Source organism: Streptomyces monashensis, from assembly GCF_001866665.1.
GTDB lineage: Bacteria > Actinomycetota > Actinomycetes > Streptomycetales > Streptomycetaceae > Streptomyces > Streptomyces monashensis.
The window spans coordinates 19,550-41,182 of record NZ_MLYO01000032.1; the positions used below are offsets into that span (position 1 = coordinate 19,550).

20 protein-coding genes are annotated in these 21,633 nt (G+C 73.2%); 8 read left to right on the top strand and 12 right to left on the bottom strand.

What is annotated here, in order from left to right; genetic code table 11:
• Positions 1-5: 5 nt before the first annotated feature.
• Both BIV23_RS19035 and BIV23_RS19040 read right to left on the bottom strand, forming a co-directional pair.
• Positions 6-401 carry a Zn-ribbon domain-containing OB-fold protein gene (locus BIV23_RS19035; RefSeq protein WP_071382095.1) on the bottom strand — a complete coding sequence of 132 codons (396 nt, stop codon included), beginning with the start codon at positions 399-401 and terminating at the stop codon, positions 6-8.
• Positions 398-850, bottom strand: coding sequence for a DoxX family membrane protein (locus BIV23_RS19040; RefSeq protein WP_071382096.1), 453 nt, complete (start codon positions 848-850; stop codon positions 398-400). Before BIV23_RS19040 ends, BIV23_RS19035 begins: the two co-directional genes overlap by 4 nt.
• 166 nt (positions 851-1,016) lie before the next feature.
• Here BIV23_RS19040 and BIV23_RS19045 point away from each other — a divergent pair, with 166 nt between their 5' ends.
• From BIV23_RS19045 to BIV23_RS19060, 4 genes are all read left to right on the top strand, one after another.
• The gene (locus tag BIV23_RS19045; protein ID WP_071382097.1) at positions 1,017-2,216 is read left to right on the top strand and encodes a flavin-containing monooxygenase; all 1,200 of its coding nucleotides are present in this window, start codon (positions 1,017-1,019) and stop codon (positions 2,214-2,216) included.
• A gap of 144 nt (positions 2,217-2,360) precedes the next feature.
• Entirely contained in the window at positions 2,361-4,583 is a 2,223-nt protein-coding gene (locus BIV23_RS19050; RefSeq protein ID WP_071382098.1) for an acetate--CoA ligase family protein, read from the top strand.
• Entirely contained in the window at positions 4,580-5,380 is an 801-nt protein-coding gene (locus BIV23_RS19055) for an enoyl-CoA hydratase/isomerase family protein (RefSeq protein WP_107471210.1), read from the top strand. Before BIV23_RS19050 ends, BIV23_RS19055 begins: the two co-directional genes overlap by 4 nt.
• 62 nt (positions 5,381-5,442) lie before the next feature.
• Complete coding sequence (locus tag BIV23_RS19060) at positions 5,443-6,051, top strand: flavin reductase family protein (RefSeq protein WP_071382099.1); 609 nt, start codon at positions 5,443-5,445, stop codon at positions 6,049-6,051.
• On the opposite strand, the gene BIV23_RS19065 is transcribed toward BIV23_RS19060, so the two are convergent.
• Positions 6,048-7,361 (bottom strand): MFS transporter, encoded by a 1,314-nt coding sequence (locus BIV23_RS19065; protein ID WP_177239954.1) that lies wholly within the window; start codon positions 7,359-7,361, stop codon positions 6,048-6,050. The two genes, BIV23_RS19060 and BIV23_RS19065, sit on opposite strands and share 4 nt — an antisense overlap.
• 71 nt (positions 7,362-7,432) lie before the next feature.
• On the opposite strand from BIV23_RS19065, the gene BIV23_RS19070 reads away from it, so the two are divergent.
• Positions 7,433-8,458, top strand: a complete 1,026-nt coding sequence (locus tag BIV23_RS19070; RefSeq protein ID WP_071382101.1) for a GlxA family transcriptional regulator — start codon at positions 7,433-7,435, stop codon at positions 8,456-8,458.
• Here BIV23_RS19070 and BIV23_RS19075 read toward each other — a convergent pair.
• Genes BIV23_RS19075 through BIV23_RS19085 form a run of 3 tightly spaced genes read right to left on the bottom strand, consistent with a single transcriptional unit; the run spans position 8,448 to position 11,591 of the window.
• On the bottom strand, positions 8,448-9,497 hold the full coding sequence (locus tag BIV23_RS19075; RefSeq protein ID WP_071382102.1) for a Zn-dependent alcohol dehydrogenase: 1,050 nt from the start codon (positions 9,495-9,497) through the stop codon (positions 8,448-8,450). The genes BIV23_RS19070 and BIV23_RS19075 overlap by 11 nt on opposite strands.
• On the bottom strand, positions 9,497-10,645 hold the full coding sequence (locus BIV23_RS19080; protein ID WP_071382208.1) for an acyl-CoA dehydrogenase family protein: 1,149 nt from the start codon (positions 10,643-10,645) through the stop codon (positions 9,497-9,499). Before BIV23_RS19080 ends, BIV23_RS19075 begins: the two co-directional genes overlap by 1 nt.
• 10 nt (positions 10,646-10,655) lie before the next feature.
• Positions 10,656-11,591, bottom strand: a complete 936-nt coding sequence (locus BIV23_RS19085) for an SDR family NAD(P)-dependent oxidoreductase (RefSeq protein ID WP_071382103.1) — start codon at positions 11,589-11,591, stop codon at positions 10,656-10,658.
• 86 nt (positions 11,592-11,677) lie between these two features.
• Between BIV23_RS19085 and BIV23_RS19090 the strand changes: the two genes are divergently transcribed.
• Positions 11,678-12,604 (top strand): cyclase family protein, encoded by a 927-nt coding sequence (locus BIV23_RS19090; protein ID WP_071382104.1) that lies wholly within the window; start codon positions 11,678-11,680, stop codon positions 12,602-12,604.
• Positions 12,605-12,872: 268 nt separating this feature from the next.
• Here the strand turns inward: BIV23_RS19090 and BIV23_RS19095 are convergent, their stop codons facing one another.
• From BIV23_RS19095 to BIV23_RS19110, 4 genes are all read right to left on the bottom strand, one after another.
• Positions 12,873-13,358, bottom strand: a complete 486-nt coding sequence (locus tag BIV23_RS19095; RefSeq protein WP_071382105.1) for an ATP-binding protein — start codon at positions 13,356-13,358, stop codon at positions 12,873-12,875.
• Between the two features lie 564 nt (positions 13,359-13,922).
• Complete coding sequence (locus BIV23_RS19100; protein ID WP_071382106.1) at positions 13,923-14,822, bottom strand: acyl-CoA dehydrogenase family protein; 900 nt, start codon at positions 14,820-14,822, stop codon at positions 13,923-13,925.
• A 2-nt stretch (positions 14,823-14,824) separates the two neighbouring features.
• Positions 14,825-15,958 (bottom strand): acyl-CoA dehydrogenase family protein, encoded by a 1,134-nt coding sequence (locus BIV23_RS19105; RefSeq protein ID WP_071382107.1) that lies wholly within the window; start codon positions 15,956-15,958, stop codon positions 14,825-14,827.
• Positions 15,958-17,151: an amidohydrolase family protein gene (locus BIV23_RS19110; RefSeq protein WP_071382108.1), complete on the bottom strand. Its 1,194-nt coding sequence runs from the start codon at positions 17,149-17,151 to the stop codon at positions 15,958-15,960. The genes BIV23_RS19105 and BIV23_RS19110 overlap by 1 nt, the downstream gene beginning before the upstream one ends.
• 91 nt (positions 17,152-17,242) lie before the next feature.
• Here BIV23_RS19110 and BIV23_RS19115 point away from each other — a divergent pair, with 91 nt between their 5' ends.
• A complete protein-coding gene (locus tag BIV23_RS19115) occupies positions 17,243-18,745 on the top strand; it encodes a class I adenylate-forming enzyme family protein (RefSeq protein WP_071382109.1) in 1,503 nt (500 codons plus the stop codon).
• 22 nt (positions 18,746-18,767) lie between these two features.
• Here BIV23_RS19115 and BIV23_RS19120 read toward each other — a convergent pair whose 3' ends face one another.
• Together BIV23_RS19120 and BIV23_RS19125 are read right to left on the bottom strand one after the other, a co-directional pair.
• Complete coding sequence (locus BIV23_RS19120) at positions 18,768-20,192, bottom strand: maleylpyruvate isomerase N-terminal domain-containing protein (protein ID WP_177239955.1); 1,425 nt, start codon at positions 20,190-20,192, stop codon at positions 18,768-18,770.
• A complete protein-coding gene (locus BIV23_RS19125) occupies positions 20,189-20,758 on the bottom strand; it encodes a sigma-70 family RNA polymerase sigma factor (protein WP_071382110.1) in 570 nt (189 codons plus the stop codon). Before BIV23_RS19125 ends, BIV23_RS19120 begins: the two co-directional genes overlap by 4 nt.
• Positions 20,759-21,113: 355 nt before the next feature.
• Between BIV23_RS19125 and BIV23_RS19130 the strand changes: the two genes are divergently transcribed.
• The gene (locus BIV23_RS19130; protein WP_071372601.1) at positions 21,114-21,494 is read left to right on the top strand and encodes an STAS domain-containing protein; all 381 of its coding nucleotides are present in this window, start codon (positions 21,114-21,116) and stop codon (positions 21,492-21,494) included.
• Positions 21,495-21,633: the final 139 nt, after the last annotated feature.

Sequence of the window (21,633 nt, forward strand, 5' to 3'; positions counted from 1 at the left end):
CGGGGTCAGCCGCCGGGTTCGAACACCGGTTTTCCGTCCCGGTACGCCACTCGCAGCGCCATCCCCGCGGTCAGGGTCCCCTCCACGCAGTTCACGAGCTCCGTCATCATCCGCGGCCCCTCCGCCAGGTCGACGACGGCGGCGACGTACGGCGTGCGGGCGCCGAAGGGCGGCAGGTCGTTGCGGTGGACGGTGGACCAGGTGTAGAGCGCGGCCCGGCCGCTCGCCTCCTCCCAGGTCACGTCCTCGCTCCAGCAGTGCGGGCAGAACTCGCGGGGGTAGTGGTGGGCCCGGCCGCAGGCCCCGCAGCGGCGGATCAGCAGCCGGCCCGCGGCGGCGGCCTCCCAGTACGGGCGGGTGAAGGCGTCGGTCTCGGGGACGTCGTGGCGCACGGCACTCATCGGAACCACCCCAGCCAGGCGTCGATCGACCAGCTCTGCCAGGCCATCGCGAAGAGGCCGACCAGCGAGATCAGCGCCATCATCGAGTTCTGCCCCTGTTCCGCCCAGTCGTGGATCATGAGGACGAAGTAGACGGCGTTGAGCAGCATGCCGCCGATCAGGGCCACCGGGGTCAGGAAGCCGAGGATCAGGCCGAGCCCCAGGGCGAGTTCGGCGTACGCGACGACGTACGCCATCAGCTTCGGGCGCGGTCGGACGACTGTCGCGAAGCCGGTGCGCACCGCCGCCCAGCGGTGCTTCTCCGCGATCCCGGCCGCCCACGCGATGCCGCTGCCCCGCTCGAACCAGGCCTTCTTGTCCTTGTGCCGCCAGCTCTCCAGCCACCACAGCCCGAGGCCGATCCGCAGCACCGCCAGCCACTGAGCGCCGTCCAGCCATATGGAGTTCATGCATCTGACGGTACGTCAGATCTCTGCCGATGCCCACCTGCTCGTTCACCGCACCGGGGCATTTCTTCACCGGTCGCGAACCCTTCCCGTACACCCGTGATCAATCCGCAACCAATTCCGGTCTTGACCGAGACCCATCAAGCAGGTGGGTGATTACGCTCCGGGTATGGCCGATTCACATTCCGCTTCCACCCCCGCCTCCGCGCGGCCCGCCCCGGCCTTCGCCGGCCACCCGGTGTACGTCATCGGCGCCGGGCCGGGCGGCCTGGCGGCCGCGTACGCGCTGCGGGCACGGGGCATACGGGCGGTGGTCCTGGAGAAGGCGGACCGGGTGGGCGCCTCCTGGCGCGGACACCACGACCGTCTCCGGCTGCACACCACGCGACGGCTGTCCGCCCTGCCCGGCCTCGCGATCCCCCGGAGGTCCGGGCGCTGGGTCGCCCGGGACGACATGGTGCGCTATCTGGAGACGTACGCCGAGCACCACGAGCTGGAGATCGTCACCGGAGTGGAGGTCTTCCGCGTCGACCGGACGCCGGACGGCACCGGCTGGCTGCTGCACGCCTCCGGCGGCCGGGAGCTGACCGGCAGCGCGGTCGTCGTCGCCACCGGCCACCACCACACCCCGCGACTTCCCGACTGGCCGGGCCTCGACGACTACACCGGGGAGCTGCTGCACGCCGCCGCGTACCGGAACGCCGTGCCGTACGCCGGCCGGGACGTGCTGGTCGTCGGGGCCGGCAACACCGGTGCGGAGATCGCCGTGGACCTGGCCGAGGGCGGGGCGGCGCGGGTGCGGCTGGCGGTACGGACCGCCCCGCACATCCTGCGCCGCTCGACGCTCGGCTGGGCGGCGCAGTACTCGGGCGTACTGGTACGGCGGCTGCCGGTGGGCCTCGTGGACCGGCTGGCCGGGCTGTTCGCGAAGGCCACCGTGCCGGACCTCACGGCGCACGGGCTGCCCCGCCCGGACACCGGCCTCTGCAGCAGGGCGCGCCAGGGCGCGATCCCGGTGCAGGACGTCGGCCTGATCGACGCCGTGCGGGCGGGCACGGTGGAGATCGTGGCCGCCGTCGACTCCTTCGAGGGCGGGCACCCCGGAAAGGTCGTCCTCGCCGACGGCAGCCGGGTCGAGACGGACGCGGTGATCGCGGCGACGGGCTACGCGCGGGCGCTGGAGGAGCTGGTCGGCCATCTCGACGTCCTCGACGGGCGCGGCATGCCGGTCGTGCACGGCGGACACACCCCCGCGCAGGCGCCCGGGCTGTACTTCACCGGGTTCACCGACCCGATCAGCGGCATGCTCCGCGAACTGGCGCTGGACGCCGGGAAGATCGCGAAGGCGGTGGCCGGACGCCTCCGGTGACGGGGCCGACAGCGAGGGCCGGTGACACAGTGGCCCACCCGCCGGTAACTTTGAATGTCCGACCAGTTCCTGACACTGCGTCAGTTCAGTAATCTGACAATGCGTCAGTTTACTTCTGCTGTCTCACAGGAGCGGGGCGGACCGATGCTTGGATCAACCCACGGCACCCTCACCACCGACTCCCGCCGGGCCCGGGTCATCGCCTGCGGCGAGCAGCGGCCCGGGCCCGCGGTCCACGACCGGGTCGACGACCTCGACGTCGGCGGGCGCCCGCTGTACGCGGACGTACCGGACCTGACCCGCTTCTTCCGCCCCGAGTCCGTCGCCGTGATCGGCGCCTCGGACGCCGAGGGGCGGCCCAACACCGGGATCACCCGGCAGCTGCTCGCCTGGGCCGAGCGGGTCGGCGCGCGGGTGCACCCGGTGCACCCGACCCGCCCGGCCGTCTTCGGCATCCCGTGCGCCGCCTCCGTCGCCGACCTGCCGCCCGGCCAGATCGACCTGGCCGTCCTCCTCGTCGCCGATCCGCTCCCGCTGATCGAGCAACTGGCCGACGTGAAGGTGAGGTTCGCCGTCGCCTTCGCCTCGGGCTTCGCCGAGACCGGCGAGGCGGGCGCCGAGGCGCAGGAGCGGCTGGCGCAGGCCGTACGACGCTCAGGCCTGCGCCTGCTCGGCCCGAACACCAACCTCAACGCCTTCGAGCACTTCCGCGAGGACCTCACCGGCCCGGCGATCGCCCTGATCACCCAGTCCGGCCACCAGGGCCGCCCGGTGTTCTCGCTCCAGCAGCTGGGCATCCGCCTCTCGCACTGGGCGCCGACCGGCAACGAGGCCGATCTGGAGACCGCCGACTTCATCTCGTACTTCGCCGAGCAGCCCGAGGTCGGCGCCATCGCCGCCTACGTGGAGGGCCTCAAGGACGGCCGTGCCTTCCTGCTGGCCGCCGACCGCGCCGCCCGCCGCGGGGTGCCGGTGGTCGCGGTGAAGGTGGGCCGCACCGAGACCGGGGCGCGTACGGCCGCCTCGCACACCGGGAAGCTGACCGGCGCCGACGACGTGGTGGACGCGGCGATGCGGCAGTACGGCGTCGTACGCGTCGACGGGCTCGACGAACTCCAGGACACGGCAACCCTGTTGGCGCGGGCGCGCACCCCGCTGGCGGACGGGGTGGCCGTCTACTCGATCTCCGGCGGCACCGGCGCGCACGTCGCCGACCTGGCGGCGGGGAGGGGGCTGAGGCTGCCCCGGCTGTCCGAGGACCGGCAGGCACAGCTGCACCGGTGGATCCCGGAGTACCTGAGCGTGGCCAACCCGGTGGACAACGGCGGCCATCCGGTGGGCGACCACCGCGGCCGGAAGATCATCGACGCGCTGCTCGCGGACCCCTCGATCGGGGTCCTGATCTGCCCGGTCACCGGCCCCTTCCCGCCACTGAGCGACAAGCTGGTCGCGGACCTCGTGGCGGCGGCCGAGGAGACGGACAAGCTGATCTGCGTGGTATGGGGCTCCCCGGTCGGCACCGAACCCGCGTACCGCGAGGTGCTGCTCGGCTCCTCCCGGGTGGCGACCTTCCGTACGGTCGGCAACTGCCTGACGGCGGTCCGGGCCTGGCTGGGCCACCACGCCTTCGTCAGCGACTACCGCTCCCCCTTCGACGAGGCCCCGCGCACCCCCTCCCCCTCGTACCGCAAGGCGGAGGCCCTGATGAGCCCGGGCCGCCGGCTCAGCGAGCACGCGGCCAAGCAGCTGCTGCGCGCCTACGGCATCCGGGTCCCGCGCGAACAGCTGGTGACCAGCGCGGCGGCGGCCGTACGGGCGGCCGCCCAGGTCGGCTACCCGGTGGTGATGAAGGCCTCCGGCGCGCAGATCGCCCACAAGACCGAACTGGGCCTGGTCAAGGTCGGTCTGACCTCGGCCAGCCAGGTCCGGGAGGCCTACCGCGAGTTGACGGACATCGCGCGCTACGAGGGGGTCTCGCTGGACGGGATCCTGGTGTGCCAGATGGTCGAGCAGGGCGTGGAGATGGTCGTCGGGGTCACGCACGACGACCTGTTCGGCCCGACCGTGACGGTGGGCCTCGGCGGGGTCCTGGTGGAGGTCCTGCACGACACGGCGGTCCGCGTCCCGCCGTTCGGTGAGGACCAGGCCCACGCCATGCTCGCCGAACTGCGTGGCCGGGCCCTGCTGGACGGCGTCCGCGGCCGTCCGCCGGCCGACCGGGACGCCCTGGTGGAGGTGGTCCTGCGGGTCCAGCGCATGGCGCTCGAACTCGGCGAGCGCATCGCAGAGTTGGACATCAACCCGCTGATGGTGCTGCCGCGCGGGCAGGGCGCGGTGGCGCTGGACGCGCTGGTGGTGTGCCGATGACGCCGCCGGTGCCGGGCGCCGGGATCGAGCACGAGGTCCGGGATCACGTCGCGTATGTCACCCTGTCCCGCCCGGAGTCGCTGAACGCCCTCACCCCGGACATGCGGGACCGCCTGATCGGCCTGCTGACGGCGGCCTCGGCGGACCCGGAGATCCGCGCGGTGGTCCTGACCGGCACCGGGCGGGGCTTCTGCGCGGGGGCGGACCTGCGGGGCGGCGGGACCGGGCAACGGCTTCCCGGAGACGTGGCCCGGGTCCTCCGCCAGGGCGCGCAACGCCTGATCGCGGCCGTACTGGACTGCGAGAAGCCGGTGCTGGCCGCGGTGAACGGCACGGCGGCGGGCCTCGGCGCGCATCTGGCGCTGGCCTGCGACCTGGTCCTGGCAGCCGAATCGGCCCGCTTCATCGAAGTGTTCGTCCGCCGGGGCCTGGTGCCGGACGCGGGCGGCGCCTATCTGCTCCCCCGCCTCCTGGGGCCCCATCGAACCAAGGAACTGATGTTCTTCGGCGACGCCCTCCCGGCGCCGGACGCGGAACGCCTGGGCCTGGTCAACCGGGTCGTCCCGGACACCGACCTGGAGAAGACGGCCCGCTCGTGGGCGGCCCGCCTGGCGGCCGGTCCCACCCGCGCCCTGGCCCTGACCAAGCACCTGGTGAACACCTCTCTCGGCACGGACCGCGAGGCCGCCTTCGCCGCGGAGGCCTGGGCCCAGGAGATCAACATGACGACCGAGGACGCGCAGGACGGTCTGCGGGCGTTCGTGGAGCGCAGAAGCCCTCAGTTCCGGGGGCGATGAGGGCGACGAGGCGACACCGAGGCTTCTCATCTGACGTACCGTCAGCTTCAATGGACGGTGTGATGGGACACGCAGGGGCGGCAGCGGCAGCCGTCCGATACCTCAGGTCGGCCCCGGCGCCGAGGCCGGTGGAGCCGTTGCCGCGGCCGGAGTTGCGGTGCGTCCGGGAGGGTGAGCGGGCGCCGGTGGAGGCCGGGGAGTTCCGGCGGGTGCTGGGGCACTTCGCGACCGGGGTCACGGTCGTCACCGCCCCGGCCGCCGAGGGCGAGCCGGGCCCCGCCGGCTTCGCCTGCCAGTCCTTCTCCTCCCTCTCCCTGGAACCGCCCCTGGTCTGCTTCCTGGTGGGCCGTACGTCGAGCACCTGGCCGCGCATCGCCCGGGCCGGCGTCTTCTGCGTCAACGTCCTCGGCGTCGGCCAGGGCGAGCTGTGCCGGGCCTTCGCGGTGAGCGGCGCGGACAAGTTCGCGGGGGTCGCGTACGACCCGGCGCCCGTCTCCGGCTCGCCCCGCCTGGCCGGTGCGGCCGCCTGGATCGACTGCACGATCCAGGCCGTGCACACCGGGGGCGACCATCTGATCGTCGTGGGCCGGGTGGAGGCACTGGGCACGGATGGGGACGGCGCCGACCCGCTGCTCTTCCACCGGGGGCGGTTCGCGCGGCTCGGTTCCTAGGAAGCCGTCACCGGCCGGGCCGCCACGGCGCGGCGGATCACCAGCGACATCAGGGCCGCCGCCGCGCACAGGGCGCCGGAGGTGTACCAGACGAGGTCGTAGGAGCCGAAGACGTCGCGGGCGACGCCGCCGAGGTAGGCGACCACGGCCGCGCCGATCTGGTGGGAGGCGAGCACCCAGCCGAAGACGATGGCGCTGTCCTCGCCGAACTGCTCCCGGCACAGGGCCAGCGTGGGCGGGACGGTGGCCACCCAGTCGAGGCCGTAGAAGACGATGAAGAAGAGCATCGGGGGGTGGACGGCCGGGCCCAGCAGCATCGGGAGGAAGAGCAGGGAGAGGCCGCGCAGGGCGTAGTAGACGGCCAGCAGGCGGCGCGGTTCGAAGCGGTCGGTGAACCAGCCGGAGGCGATCGTGCCGACCACGTCGAACACCCCGATGACCGCGAGCAGCGAGGCCGCCGTGGTGACCGGCATGCCGTGGTCGTGCTCGGCGGGCACGAAGTGGGTCTGGATCAGGCCGTTGGTGGAGGCGCCGCAGATCGCGAAGGTGCCGGCCAGCAGCCAGAAGGTGCCGGTGCGGACCGAGGTCGACAGCACCGTGAGCGTGCGGCGGGCGGCGCCCGTCACCGGCGGCGGCTTGGGCACGAACTCCCGCGCGCCGTACGGCTGCACGCCGATGTCCGCCGGGTGGTCCCGCAGCAGGAGCCAGACGAAGGGGACGACGGCGAGGGCGGCCAGGGCGACGGTCACGGCCGCCGGGCGCCAGCTGTGGTGCTCGACGATCCAGGACAGCACCGGCAGGAAGATCAGCTGGCCGGAGGCGGACGCGGCGGTGAGGATGCCGCTGACCAGTCCGCGCCGCTCGGTGAACCAGCGGTTCGTGACCGTCGCCGCGAAGGCGAGCGCCATCGACCCGGAGCCGAGGCCCACCAGCAGGCCCCAGCACAGCCACAGCTGCCAGGCCGCCGTCATCCACACGGTCAGCCCCGACCCGGCCGCGATCACGACCAGCGCGACGGCGACCACCCTGCGGATGCCGAACCGGTCCATCAGGGCGGCGGCGAACGGGGCGGTGAGGCCGTAGAGCGCGAGGTTGAGGGAGACGGCCGCACCGATCGTGCCGCGCGACCAGCCGAACTCCTGGTGCAGCGGGTCGATCAGCAGGCCGGGCAGCGAACGGAACGCGGCCGCGCCGATGATCGTGACGAACGTGACGGCGGCGACGAACCAGGCGCGGTGCACGCGCGAGCGCCGGGCGGGCGGGACCGGTGCCGTCTGGCCGGGGGCTGCGGCTGGGCTTGTCTGAGTCACGTCATAGAGCGTCCGATGTCCCGTCCCGCGCATCCAGTGGCCCGCAGGACAGTATTCGCTAGGATCGGGCCATGGGTATCGACCGGGACACAGCCACCGCCACCGCGGCGTCCGAGGAATTCCGCCCGCACCGCGTCGTCGTCCTCGCCCTCGACGGCCTGCTCCCCTTCGAGCTGGGCATACCGCACCGCATCTTCGGCCGCCCGAAGGACGAGCGGGGCCGGCCCCTGTACGAGGTCGTGACCTGCTCCGTGCGGCCGCCCGGCCCGGTCGAGACGGACGCCGACTTCACGATCCACGTCGCCCGCGGGCCGCAGGCCCTCGCCGAGGCCGACACGGTGATCGTCCCCGCGTCGTACGAACTCGGCCCGGTCTTCGAGGAGGGCCGCCTCACCGGCGAACTGGCCGCCGCCCTCGCCCTCATCCGCCCCGGCACCCGCCTCGCCTCCATCTGCACCGGCGTCTACGTCCTCGCCGCCGCGGGCTACCTCGACGGCCGCCCGGCGACCACGCACTGGGCCGACGCCGAGCGCTTCCAGCGGCTGTTCCCGAAGATCGAGGTCGACGCCGACGTGCTGTTCATCGACGACGGCGACGTGCTCACCTCGGCCGGGGTGGCCGCCGGGATCGACCTGTGCCTGCACATGGTGCGCCGCGACTTCGGCACGGCCGTCGCCAACGACGTGGCCCGGCGCACCGTCGTCCCGCCGCACCGCGACGGCGGCCAGGCCCAGTACATCCAGCGCCCGGTCCCCGACCCGCAGGTGGCGACCACGACCGCCGCCCGGGCCTGGGCGCTCGGCCGGCTGCACGAACCGATCCAGCTGCGCGACATGGCCGCGCAGGAGGCCATGTCGGTACGCACCTTCACCCGCCGCTTCCGCGAGGAGGTCGGGGTCAGCCCCGGCCAGTGGCTCACCCGGCAGCGCGTGGAGCGCGCCCGCCAGTTGCTGGAGACCAGCGGCCTGCCCATCGACCAGGTCGCCCACGAGGCCGGCTTCGGCACGGCCCAGTCGATGCGCCAGCATCTGCAACAGGCGCTCGGGGTGACACCGACCGCCTATCGCCAGACGTTCCGGACCGGCGTCAGAACGTGAGCACCGCCCGTGCCACCCGCCCCGACTCCGCGTCGGCCCGGGCCTTCTCGAAGTCCTCCACGGGGTACACGGCCGTCACCAACTCGTCGAGCAGCAGCCGTCCTCGGCGGTACAGCTCGGCGTACAGGGGGATGTCCCGCTGGGGGCGCGAGGAGCCGTAGCGGCAGCCCAGGACCGACTTGTCCAGGAAGAGGGAGGAGACGAGGAAGGACGCCTCGGCCGTGGCCGGCGGGACCCCGAGGAGGACGGCCTGTCCGTGCCGGTCGAGGAGGTCGATCGCCTGCCGGATCAGCTCGGTGCGGCCGACGCACTCGAAGACGTGGTCGGCGCCCGTGGGCAGGACGTCCCGCACGCCGTCCGCCGAGGTCAGGAAGTCGGTCGCGCCGAACTGCCGGGCCGCCTCCGCCTTGGCCGGATTGGCGTCCACGGCGACGATCCGCAGCGCCCCCGCGATCCGCGCGCCCTGGATGACGTTCAGCCCGATCCCGCCGGTGCCGATGACGACGACGCTGTCCCCGCGGTCCACCCGGGCCCGGTTCAGCACCGCGCCCACGCCGGTGAGCACCCCGCACCCGATGAGCGCGGCGGACGGGAGGGGGACGTCCGCCGGGATCGGGACCGCCTGGACGGCCTTGACGACCGTGCGTTCCGCGAAGGCCGAGTTGGCGGCGAACTGGTACACCGGCCCCGCGCCCCGCGTGAAGGGCCTGCCGGGGCGGCCGATGGCCTGGCGGCACATGGTCGGCCTGCCCCGGTCGCACTCCGCGCAGGTGCCGCAGTTGGCGAGCGTGGACAGCGCCACATGGTCCCCGGGCGCGACGTGCGTGACCCCGGGGCCGACCGCCTCGACCACTCCGGCACCCTCGTGCCCCAGCACCACCGGCACCGGGAAGGGAATCGTGCCGTCCACCACGGACAGGTCGCTGTGGCACAGCCCCGCCGCCGCGACGGCCACCAGCACCTCGCCGGGGCCCGGCTCCCGCACCGCGAGATCGTCGACCACCCGTACCTGTTCGCCGTCGAACACCACTCCACGCATCACACGGCCCCCTTGGGCTCTCTGGGCAGACCGAGCACGCGCTCGGCGATGATCGTGCGCTGGACCTGGTCGGAGCCGCCGTAGATCGTGTCGGCCCGGGAGAAGAGGAACAGCTGCTGGTCCGCGTCGAGTTCGTACGGCGCCGTGGGCGACCAGTCCGCCGGGCCCACCGAGGCCGCCGCGCCCCGGACCCGCACCGCCAGCTCGCCGAGGCGCTGGTGCCAGCCGGCCCAGAGCAGCTTGGCCACGCTGGGCGAGCCGGGATCGCCGGAGCCGCCGAGGGTGCGCAGGGCGTTCCAGCGCATGGTGCGCAGCTCGGCCCACTGCCGTACGAGCAGCGACCGTACGACGGGATCGGCCACGGCTCCGCTCTCCACGGCACCCCGCACCACCCGCCCCAACTCCTCGGCGAAGCCGATCTGTTGGGCGAGGGTGGACACCCCGCGCTCGAAGCCGAGCAGGCTCATGGCGACCCGCCAGCCCTGCCCCTCGCCCCCGACGACGTGCTCCACGCGCGCGTGCGCCCCGTCGAAGAAGACCTCGTTGAAGTCGCTGGTGCCGGTCAGCTGCCGGATGGGCCGGACCTCGATGCGGCCGGGCTGGTCCATGGGCACGAGCAGGAAGCTCAGCCCGTGGTGGCGGCGGGAGTCCGGCTCGGTGCGGGCCAGTACGAAGCACCAGTCGGCCTCGTGGGCGAGCGAGGTCCAGATCTTCTGCCCGCTGATCCGGTACCGGTGCCCGTCCCGCACGGCCGCCGTCCGGATCCCGGCGAGGTCGGACCCGGCCCCGGGCTCGCTGTAGCCCTGGCACCACAGCTCCGCCCCGGCGGCGATCGGGGGCAGGAACCTCTGTTTCTGCTCGTCGCTGCCGTGCGCGACGAGGGTGGGCGCGAGCAGGTTCTCGCCGATGTGCCCGGACCGCCCCGGCGCCCCCGACCGCGCGTACTCCTCGGCCCAGGCGACCTGCTGGGTGAGGGTGGCGGTGCGGTTGCCGTATCCCGCCTCGGGCCAGCCGAGCCCGATCCAGCCGGCCGCGCCGAGGGTGCGCTCCCAGGTGCGCTTGTCGCACGACGCGTCGGCGTGGGCGGCCAGCCAGGAGCGGGCCTCGGCACGGAACGCGTCGTCCTCTTCGCTGAACCCGAAATCCATGGGGACCGCCTCAGGCCGTCCGGGCGTCGGGCCGCGCATTGGGCCGGGAGCCCGCCCGCGCCGCCTGCTCCATCGCCACCAGCCGGTCCAGCATCGGCATCGGGTCCGCGCCCACCGACCCCGGCAGCACCTCGGCTATCCGCTCCGGCGTCCAGGAGGAGCCCTCGGCGTAGACGGAGCGCAGCTCACGGGGCTGGGCCCACACCGCGATCTTCGGGCCCGCGACGGTGTACACCTGCCCGGTGATCCCCTGCTCCGCGGCCCCGTCGGACAGCAGGTACACCACCAGCGCGGCCACGTCCTCCGGCTCACCGATCTCGGCCAGCTCCATGGGGACGTTCGCCGACATCCGCGTACGGGCCACGGGGGCGACGGCGTTCGCGCTCACCCCGTACTTGTGCAGCCCCAGCGCGGCGCTGCGGACCAGCGAGATGATCCCGCCCTTCGCGGCGCTGTAGTTGGCCTGGGAGACCGAGCCCTGGTGGTTGCCGCTGGTGAAGCCGATCAGCGTGCCCGCGCGCTGCTGCCGCATCACCGCCGAGGCGGCCCGGAAGACGGTGAACGTGCCCTTGAGGTGGGTGGCGAGCACGGGGTCCCACTCCGCCTCGGTCATGTTGAACAGCATCCGTTCGCGCAGGATGCCCGCCACGCACACGACCCCGTCGAGCCGGCCGTACGCCGTGACCGCCGTGTCCACGACGCGCTGTCCGCCCGCCATCGTGGAGATGTCGTCGGCGACCGCGACGGCCTCGCCGCCCGCCGCCTCGATCTCCTTGACGACGGTCTCGGCGACCTCGCTCGTCGGCGCGGTGCCGTCCGTGGCGACCCCGTAGTCGTTGACGACGACCTGCGCGCCCTCGGCCGCCGCCGCGCACGCGACCGCGCGGCCGATGCCCCGCCCGGCCCCCGTCACGGCGACCACCTTGCCTGCCAAGAAGTTCCCCACGCCCGGCCCCTTCCCGCGGTTTCTGACGGTCCGTTAGATTCTATGGCCCGTCGGACACACGGACACAAGCCCCGGGGAGGCACCGGATGACACTGCCGCAGGAGTTCCGCGAGATCGCGGGGCGCGTGAACAACTGGGGGCGCTGGGGGGCGGACGACGAGATCGGGACCCTGAACCTCGTCACCGACGAGGTCGTGCGCGCGGCCGCCGCCTGCGTGCGCACCGGCCGCCGCGTCCCGCTCGCCCTGCCCCTGCGGGAGGACGGCGTGCAGACCGGGATGATCCCGGGCCGGGTCAACCCGCTGCACGCCATGGTGCAGGTCAACCAGGAGCTCTTCGGCCCCGGCACGGTCGCGTGCAGCGACGACGTGGTGACCATGGGGCTCCAGGCGGGCACCCACTGGGACGCGCTCACCCATGTCTCGCACTCCGGGAGGCTCTACAACGGCCGCCCGGCGCACACGGTCACGGCGCACGGCGGCGCCGAGTTCAGCGGGATCGCCACGGCGCGGCACATCGTCTCGCGCGGGGTGCTGCTGGACGTGGCACGCGCGCGGGGCACGGACCGGCTGGCGGGGGGCCACGCGGTCACGCCGGAGGACCTGGAGGCGGCCGAGGAACTCGCGGGCACGCGCGTGCGTGCCGGCGACATCGTGCTCGTGCGGACCGGCCAGGTGCAGGTCTACCTGGCCGGCGACAAGCACGGGTACGGCTATCCGTCGCCGGGGCTGTCCGTGCGTACGCCGGAGTGGTTCCACGCGCGCGACGTGGCCGCCGTCGCCAACGACACGCTCACGTTTGAGATATTTCCGCCCGAGATCGACAATCTGTGGCTTCCCGTGCACGCGCTGGACCTCGTGGAGATGGGGATGCTCCAGGGCCAGAACTGGAATCTGGAGGAGTTGTCCACAGCCTGTGGAGAAGAGCGGCGATACGCCTTCCTGCTGTCGGCCATGCCGGAGCCGTTCGTGGGCGCGACGGGCACACCGGTGGCGCCGGTGGCGATCCTGTGAGGCGGCGAACGCGGCGGAACCGGATGGCGGCGCACCCCCCGACGGCGCGTCTCCCCCACGGCCGTGCGCGCACGCCGCCATCCGATGCGACCCACACTCGGCGAGGGCCCCTGTCGCGGACCCCTGCCGTCCCCTCGCGGCGAATCGACGCCCACCAGCGTGTTCAGCCGGTCACGCGACGTCAACGCCGGTACGGGGATTTGTTACGTACGCCCACTTCACGGGCCGGGCGCACGGATGCACCCCCGGCGCACCACGGCACCGGGACCTACACCGCCTCGAAGGCCAGCCCCTCGTACGCGGACAGTGCGCCTCCGTACGCCAGTGCCGCACCCTCCCGGGGCTGCGAACAGCGGTCCAGTTCGCACCAGATACTCTTGCCGGCGCCCTCCGGGCTCCAGCCCCAGCGATCGGCGAGGCAGTCCACGAGGGCGAGCCCCCGGCCGCCGGTGGCGTCACCGCGGGCGCAGCGCGGCACAGGGGCGCGCGAGCTGGTGTCGGCCACCTCCACCCGCACCGTGGCCGAGGGGGCGGCCCTCTCCGGCGCGTCGGCCGGTCCGCCCGGCAGGGAGAGTCTCAGCACGGCCGGACGGCCCGTGTGCACCACGGCGTTGGTCACCAGCTCGGAGACGAGCAGGACCAGGTTCTCGGCCAGCGGCTCGTCGGCCGCTATACCGAACCCGGCGAGCCGCGAGAGCGCCCACCGCCTCGCCCGCCCCACCTCCGCGGGGTCGGGCCGGATCTCCAGCTGCACTTGAAGCACCTGCACCGCTCACACCATCCGAACCGGCGGACACATGACCCCGCACCGCCCGGCCGCCACGGCGTAAGCCGCGACGACGATCACGACGAGGGCCACGATCGTAGCCATTTTCTGCATGGCCAGAACAACGGCCAGAGCGGGGATCACGGACCGTGATTCCCTGATGAGACAGCATGGTTGACGTACAGTCACCCCAACAAGCGCTTCGGGCATATTCCAGCGCGAAGGAGTATGTGTGAGGCATACTGTGCGACGCTCGTGCCGGGAAGTCGAACAGACGGCACACGACGCGGCGTACGGCGCCGGGACCGCCCCGCGAGCCGCGGTGCGCACCGCTCCGCCCGGCATCGCCCCAGGGGCATCGCCGGCCCGGCTCGCGCTCACAGCCACTCGCATCCCACACAAGGTACCGGAGCGGGCGCCCGACTCCAGGCTGTTACGAGTCACACGATGGACACAACCGGGTATCAACGCTCTGTGATGCCATCTGGCCACGATCCGCGACATCTTGGGCCACGACTTTCCCGCGCCGCAGTCCAGGACGGTGCGGGCCGCTCAGCCGGCCAGCCGCACCGCGAGCAGTTCCTCACTCTGCGTGCTCCCACCGCCACGCTCGGCCCGCACCCAGGCCCGCTTGAGATGCAGGTGGACGTCGGCTTCCCAGGTGAAACCCATGCCGCCGTGCACCTGGAGACAGTCGCGCGCCCCGCGTACGGCGGCCTCGTCGGCCAGCAGCCGGGCGGCGGCGATGTCGGCGGGATCGGCGGTGACGGCGGCCGCGTACACCGCCACTCGGGCGATTTCGCTCCGCACCAGCAGGTCCGCGCACAGATGCTGAACGGCCTGGAACGCCCCGATCGGCCGCCCGAACTGCTCACGGGTCCGGGCGTGTTGCACGGCCAGCTCGCACACCCGCGCGGCTGTGCCCAGTTGTTCGGCTGCGGTCAGGAGAACGGCGACCGGGTCGGTGGACATGGGACCGGTGCGTACGGGGCCGGCGGCGGGTGCGGTGCCGTTGATCCGGTGCAGCGGGGTCAGCGGGTCGATCGACCGCACCGGTGCGACCCCGGCCGTATCCCCGAGCACCCGGTCCGCCGCCGCCAGCCACTCCACCAACTCCCCGTCCACGGCCGCCACCACCGTCTCCCCCGTGGCCGCGCCCGGTACGGCGGCGGCCGCAAGGTGCGTGGCGATCAGCGGGCCGGGCACCAGCGCCCGCCCCGCCTCCTCGAAGGCCAGCACGGCCTCGGGCAGGCCCAGCCCGACCCCGCCGGCCGCCTCGGGCAGGCGCAGGGCGAAGAACCCCGCCCCGCCGAGCGCCCGCCACAGCGCCCGGTCGAGCCGCCCCGGCGCCGCCACGGCCGCCCGCAGCGCCTCCCGTCCGAAGCACCGGCCCAGCAGCTCCCGTACCCCTGCCTGCAACGCCCGCTGGTCGTCCGTGAGTTGGAACCGCACGCTCATCTCCCCCTCGGCAGGCCGAGGATCCGCTCGGCCACGATGGTGCGCTGGATCTGCGAGGTGCCGGCGGCGATCGTGTACGACAGGGACGACAGGCGGTCGATGACCCACGGCCGGTCCAGGTCGAGGCGGTCGGGGCCGAGGACGTCCGCCGCCGCGTCGTAGAGCTCCTGGCGGGCGTGCGAGTAGCGGAGTTTGAAGACCGAGGCGCCCGTGCCCGGCACCCCGCCGCCGGTCTCCGCCGCGCTCACGTTCCACTGGGTCAGCCGCCACAGCGCCCGGAACTCCGCCTCCAGCCGGCCGAACCGGCGGCGCAGCACGGGGTCGTCCCAGCGGCCGTTCTCCCGTGCCGCGCGGGCGAGTTCGCCCAGCACCCGGCGGCAGGCCACCACCTCGCCGACGAAGGCCGTGCCCCGCTCGAAGGACAGCGTCACCATGGTCACGCGCCAGCCGTCGTTCTCCGCGCCGACCCGGTTTCCGGCCGGCACCCGCACCTCGTCCAGGAAGACCTCCGCGAACTCCGCCGAGCCGGCGAGGGTGCGCAGCGGCCGTACGGTGATCCCGTCGGCGTCCATGGGCATGGCCAGCCAGGTGATGCCCCGGTGCCGGGGCGCGTCCGGATCGGTGCGCACGAGCAGTTCGCACCAGTCGGCGACCTCGGCGTGCGAGGTCCAGATCTTGGACCCGCTCACCACGTAGTCGTCGCCGTCCCGCCACGCGCGCGTGCGCAGCGCGGCGAGGTCGGAACCCGCGTCCGGTTCGCTGAACCCCTGGCACCACACCTCCTCGCCGCGCAGGATCGGCGGCAGCCAGCGCGCCCGCTGCCCGGCCGTGCCCTCGGCGGCGATGGTCGGCCCGGCGTGCAGCAGGCCGACGAAGTTCGCCCCCACATAAGGCGCCCCCGCGCGCTCGGTCTCCTCCAGGAAGATCAGCCGGGTGGTCGGGGAGGCGTCCCAGTGGACCTCGGCGTACCCGGCGTCGTGGAGCGTCCGCTGCCAGCCGAGGTCGTACGCCCGGCGCGCGGGCCAGTCGTCCGGGGACGGCTTCGCCGGCAGGGTGGGCAGCACCTTGGCGAGCCACTCGCGCAGCCGGGCCCGGAACTCCTCCTCCTCGGGCGTGTACGACAGGTCCACTACCGGTCCAGATCCAGTCCGAGCATGCGGATGGCGTTGCCGCGCATCAGCTTGTAGACGGTCTCGTCGTCCAGACCCTTCACATGGTCGAGGGCGACCTCCTTGGTGTGCGGGAAGGTCGAGTCGACGTGCGGGTAGTCGGTCTCGAAGGTGGCGTTGTCGCGGCCGACGACGTCGATCGAGGCGACGCCGTGCTTGTCGCGGAAGAAGCAGCAGTAGATCTGCCGGTAGTAGTACGTCGACGGCGGCTCGGGGATCAGGTCCCTGACCCCGCCCCAGGCCCGGTGCTCCTCCCACACGTCGTCGGCGCGCTCCAGGGCGTACGGCACCCAGCCCATCTGGCCTTCCGAGTAGGCGAGTTTGAGCTGCGGGAACTTCACCAGGACCCCGCTGAAGAGGTAGTCCATCATCGAGGCCATCGCGTTGTTGAAGCTGAGCGAGGCCTGGACGGCGGGCGGGGCGTCGGGGGAGGCGGCGGGCATCTGCGAGCTGCTGCCGATGTGCATGTTGACGACCGTGCCGGTCTCCTCGCAGGCGGCGAAGAACGGGTCCCAGTGGCCGGAGTGGATGGACGGCAGCCCGAGGTGGGTGGGGATCTCGGAGAAGGTGACCGCCCGCACCCCGCGCTCGGCGTTGCGCCGGATCTCGGCGACCGCCAGTTCCACGTCCCACAGCGGGATGAGGCACAGCGGGATCAACCGCCCCCCGCTGTCCCCGCACCACTCCTCCACCATCCAGTCGTTGTAGGCGCGCACGCAGGCGAGGGCGACCTCCTTGTCGTGCGCCTCGGCGAAGGTCTGGCCGCAGAAGCGCGGGAAGGTCGGGAAGCAGAGGCTGGCCTCGACGTGGTTGAGGTCCATGTCCTCCAGGCGCGCGGCGGGGTCCCAGCAGCCGCGCCGCATCTGTTCGCGCGTGATCCCCTCCAGCGTCATCTCGTCGCGGTCGAATCCGACGGCGGCGATGTTGCGCTTGTACGGGAACTTCAGGTCCTCGTAGATCCACCAGTCCGTCGGCTGCCCCGCCGGGTCCATGGTGATCTGGTACTTCCCGGCGACGTAGGCCAGTTCCCCGATCCCGGCGGTCAGCGGCTTGGGGCCCCGGTCCCGGTACCTGGCCGGGAGCCAGGTCTCGAAGAGGTGGGCGGGCTCGATCACGTGGTCGTCGACGCTGATGATGCGGGGCAGTTCGGTCATGGTTCCCCTCCGCCGGACAGTACTTATCTGATGACCCGTCAGATAGCATGACAGCTGACGACCCGTCAGCCAAGCAGTCAGGGGGGCACCCGTGAACGAGACCCCGCACACTCTGGGTTCCGCGCCGACCCTGTGGGACCTGGTGGACCGCCGGGCCCGGTGCACCCCCGACCGGCCGGTCCTCCTCCAGGGCGAACGCCGGCTGACCTTCGGCGAGCTGCGCTCACGCGCCGAACGGGTCGCGGCGGGCCTGTACGCCATGGGCGTGCGCCCCGGCACGGTGGTCGCCTGGCAGCTGCCCACCCGCGTCGAGACCGTCCTGCTGTCCTTCGCGCTGGCCCGCCTGGGCGCCGTACAGTCCCCGGTCATCCCCTTCTACCGGGACCGCGAGGTCGGCTTCGCGCTGCGCGAGTCGAGGGCGGAGTTCTTCGCGGTGCCGGGCGTGTGGCGCGGTCACGACCACACGGAGATGGCGCGGCGCCTCGGCGCGAAGGGGATCTTCGAAGCGTACGACGGGAGCGCCCTCCCCGACGGCGACCCCTCGACGCTCCCCGCCCCGCCCGCCGAGGGCGCCTCGGTCCGCTGGATCTACTGGACCTCGGGCACCACCTCCGACCCCAAGGGGGTGCTGCACACCGACCGCTCGCTGATCGCGGGCGGCTCCTGCCTGGCGCACGCGCTTCGGCTGACGGCCGACGACGTGGGCTCGATCGCCTTCCCCTACGCCCACATAGGCGGCCTCGACTACCTGGTGATGCTCCTGCTGTACGGCTTCCCGGCGGTGCTGTTCGAGCACTTCGCGCTGCCGGACGCGCTCGCGGAGTACCGGCGGCACGGGGTGACCGTGGCCGGCGGCTCGACGGCCTTCTACTCGCTCTTCCTCGCCGAGCAGCGCAGACAGCCACGGGAGAAGCTGATCCCGACCCTGCGGCTGCTCGCGGGCGGCGGCGCCCCGAAGCCGCCGGAGGTCTATCACGCCGTCGTGCGCGAGATGGGCGTCCAGCTCACGCACGGATACGGCATGACCGAGGTCCCGATGATCACCATGGGCGACCCGGAGGACACCGCCGAGAACCTGGCGACGACCGAGGGCCGCCCCCCGCGGGGCATGGAGATCCGGATCGCCGACGGCGAGGTGCGGCTGCGCGGCGAGGCCGTCTGCCGGGGCTACCTGGACCCCGCCCAGACGGCCGCCGCCTTCGACGCCGAGGGCTTCCTGCGCACCGGCGACCTGGGCCACGTCACGCCCTCCGGCCATCTGGTCCTCACCGGACGCCTGAAGGACGTGATCATCCGCAAGGGCGAGAACATCTCGGCCAAGGAGATCGAGGACCTGCTGGCCACACATCCGCTGGTCGCGGACGCGGCGGTGATCGGACTGCCTGACGCGGACCGGGGAGAGCTGGTGTGCGCGGTGGTGGAACAGGCGCCGGGGGTCCAGGAGTTGACCCTCTCCGCAGTGGTCTCCCACCTCCGGGCCGGCGGCCTCTCCGTCCACAAACTGCCCGAGCGGCTGGAGGTGGTGGCGGCACTGCCGAGGAACGAGGCGCTGCGCAAGGTGCTGAAGTACAGGCTGCGGGAGCGGTTCTCGTAACCCCCGCCCCCGAGGGCAGTGCCTACATCCGGCTCAGCCCCGCCGTCGCGAACAGCACGTCCCTGATCGCCTGGCGGTCGCCGTCCTGGCCTGCGGCCGCTTCCTCCGGGGGGATGCGGCCCGCGGCCAGCCGGCAGAACTCCACGCCGTCCAGGGCGACATGGGCCACCTCGAACTCCGCGGAGCCCACCGCCGCCGGGGAGTCCAGCGGGATCAGCCACTCGCCGCCGGCCGCGCCCTCGATCTCCAGACGCAGGCTGCGGCCGGGGGCGCCCGCCGCGACCAGGTGCGGGGTGGTGCCCGGGGCGGAGCGGCCGGTGCGGCGCCGCTCGGCGAGCGCGGCAGGGAGCATGCGGGCCGTGAGGTCGATCATCTTGTTGAGATGCCGGGGCGCGGGCGGGTCGTAGGGGTAGTCCACCGCCTCCGCGATGTCCTCGGCGTGCACCCAGCACTCGAAGGCGCGGTCCAGCATCGCGTCGTGCAGCGGGAGGGAGAAGTCGCCGTACGACACCGGGAGTCCGCCCGCGTGGCTGCCCGTGAAGGCCACCGTGCGCACCAGGCTGTGGCTCTGCTCCCGCCAGGGTCCGCGCACCGAGCGGGTCGGCGGGAAGTGGGAGGTCCGCCAGTGCGCCTCGGTGCGCTCCGCCGGGCCGGTCGGACAGGTGGCGTCCGTGCCGGCGGCCTCGGTCAGCGGGTCCTCCAGGCCGAGGGCGAGTGCGATCATGCCGTCCACGGAGAGAAGGTGGGCTATCACCCCGGCGACGGTCGTACGACGGCTCGTCGCGGTGTCGCCCTCGAACCAGCGCAGCCGGACCGGTGCGTGCCACTCGGCGTCCCCGAAGTCCTGGAGCAGGGCGTCGAGGCGGGCGGTCTCGGCGTCGTACGGCGCCGCCCACGGCGGCAGCGGGATGCGGGGCGGGCGGCGGTCCAGGCAGGTCTCCAGGACGCGGGTGCGCAGGGCCGGGTCCAGGTCGAGGCTCTCCGGCTGGTGCAGCAGGCCGACGGCCTCGCGCAGCCGGCGGGCCTCGTCGGCGCAGCCGCCGCAGGAGCCCAGGTGGTCCTCGACGGTCGCCGTCTCCGCCGCCGAGCAGGCGGCCAGCGCCCAGGCGCCGAGGAGCGACTTCAGGACGTCGTGCGGCAGGTCGAGCGGCACGGGGGCGGGATCTCCCAGGTCGGCGAGGTCGGGCAGCGGCCGTCCGCCGTCCTCCACGGAGGCGCGGGGCGTCGGTATGCGCGGGCGGTCCGGCTCGGGCGCGCCGGAGCCGGGCGTCAGCTGTCCCGGGCCGTCGCCGGAGCCGTCGCCGTCGCGCCGGCCTGGGTGCCGGCGCTCACCGGGGCCGTCGTCGGCGCCGTCGCCCCGCCGGCTCCCGTGCTCCGCACGCCTGTTGTGCTCCTCCTCGGGTCCCTCGTGCTCGTCGTGTGCCTCGAACCGGTCCGCGCCGCTCACACCGCGCCCCCGTATCCCGGAGGCGCCCCGGCGTCGTGGGCGGTGGAGAGCAGCTGCAGGCCGAGGCGGAGCCGACGGCGGGCCTCGTCCTCCGTGACGCCGAGGTCGACGGCGGTCTGGCGGTAGTCCCGGCGCTGGAAGTAGGCCAGTTCGAGCGCGGCGCGCAGCGGGGCGGGCATGGAGTGGACGATGAAGTCGGCGCGGGCGGCGACCGAGGCGCGGCGGACCTTGCGCTCCAGTTCCTCGGCGGCGCCGGCCTCCCGGGGCAGCGCGGCGGTCTCGCAGTCGCGCAGCCGCTGCACCGCGAGCCGGTGGGCCACGCCGGCCACCCAGGAGCGCAGCGGGCCCTGTCTGGGGTCGTAGCTCTCGGGGTGCTCCCAGACGTGGGCGAAGACCTCACGGGTGACGGTGTCGGCGGCCTTCTCGTCGCCGAGGACGCGGTGGGCGAGGTTGTGCACCAGCGAGGCGAACCTGTCGTACAGCTCGCCCAGGGCGGCGGCCTCGCCGCGGGCGAGGCGCTGCTGCATCTTGCGGTCCCAGCGGGGCGGTACGTCCTTCGTGGCCATGCGGTCCCCTCCCCTCGCCCGTGCTCCGGTCCTACAGCGTCTCTGCACCGTCTTCCCGAATGTAGTCGGCACCTCTGACAGCGCACGCCCCTTTGTGTCAATGCGCGCCCCGTGAGGCACCGCAGGTGATAGTGCCCCCTTCACACATTCTCCACACAGGGCGTGGGCGTCGTCACGACATCTCTGATCGAACACGATCGATAGTGACCGAAACAAGTCCCTTGTCGATCACGTCCGGTTTCCTGCTCGACGTTTCAGGGAACGGCCGCTGGGCAGCCGCGCGGAAGCAAGCGTAGGAACTGCTTCCGTTTTCTGGCGGCTCAGGCGGTTCCGGGAGTTCCGGCGAGCGGAGGGCATAGCCGTGGCATTCAACGTGACCGGCGTCGAACAGGGCGAGTGGGCCGTCCTGCGGGTGTCCGGGGAACTGGACCTGATGACCTCGCCGGTGCTGCGCCAGCGGGTGCACGACGTCGTCGCCGACGGGCACCACAGCCTCGTCGTGGACCTCTCCGACGTGTTCTTCTGCGACTCCAGCGGGGTCGGCGTCCTCATCGCCGCCCGCCGCCTGATCCGCTCCTGCCAGGGCCGGCTGCGGCTGATCCTGCCCGACCGGGGCGCGGTCGACGGCTCCCACGTCAACCGGGTCCTCGGCGCCCTCGGCGTCCGCCGCCTCTTCGACGTCCGCCCCGATCTCGACTCCGCCACGTCCGACGAGGCGGACCCGCTGTCGGCCTGACGCGCCGCCGCACCCCGCGCCGCAGCGTGCCCCGCTCGTCGCGACAAGTCCACACATCTGTCGCAGGATTCCCCCGGTCTTGGCACAACCGCCGGTTTCCCGCCGTCTTCCGGCCACCCGCGTCGTACGCTCCGGGCGA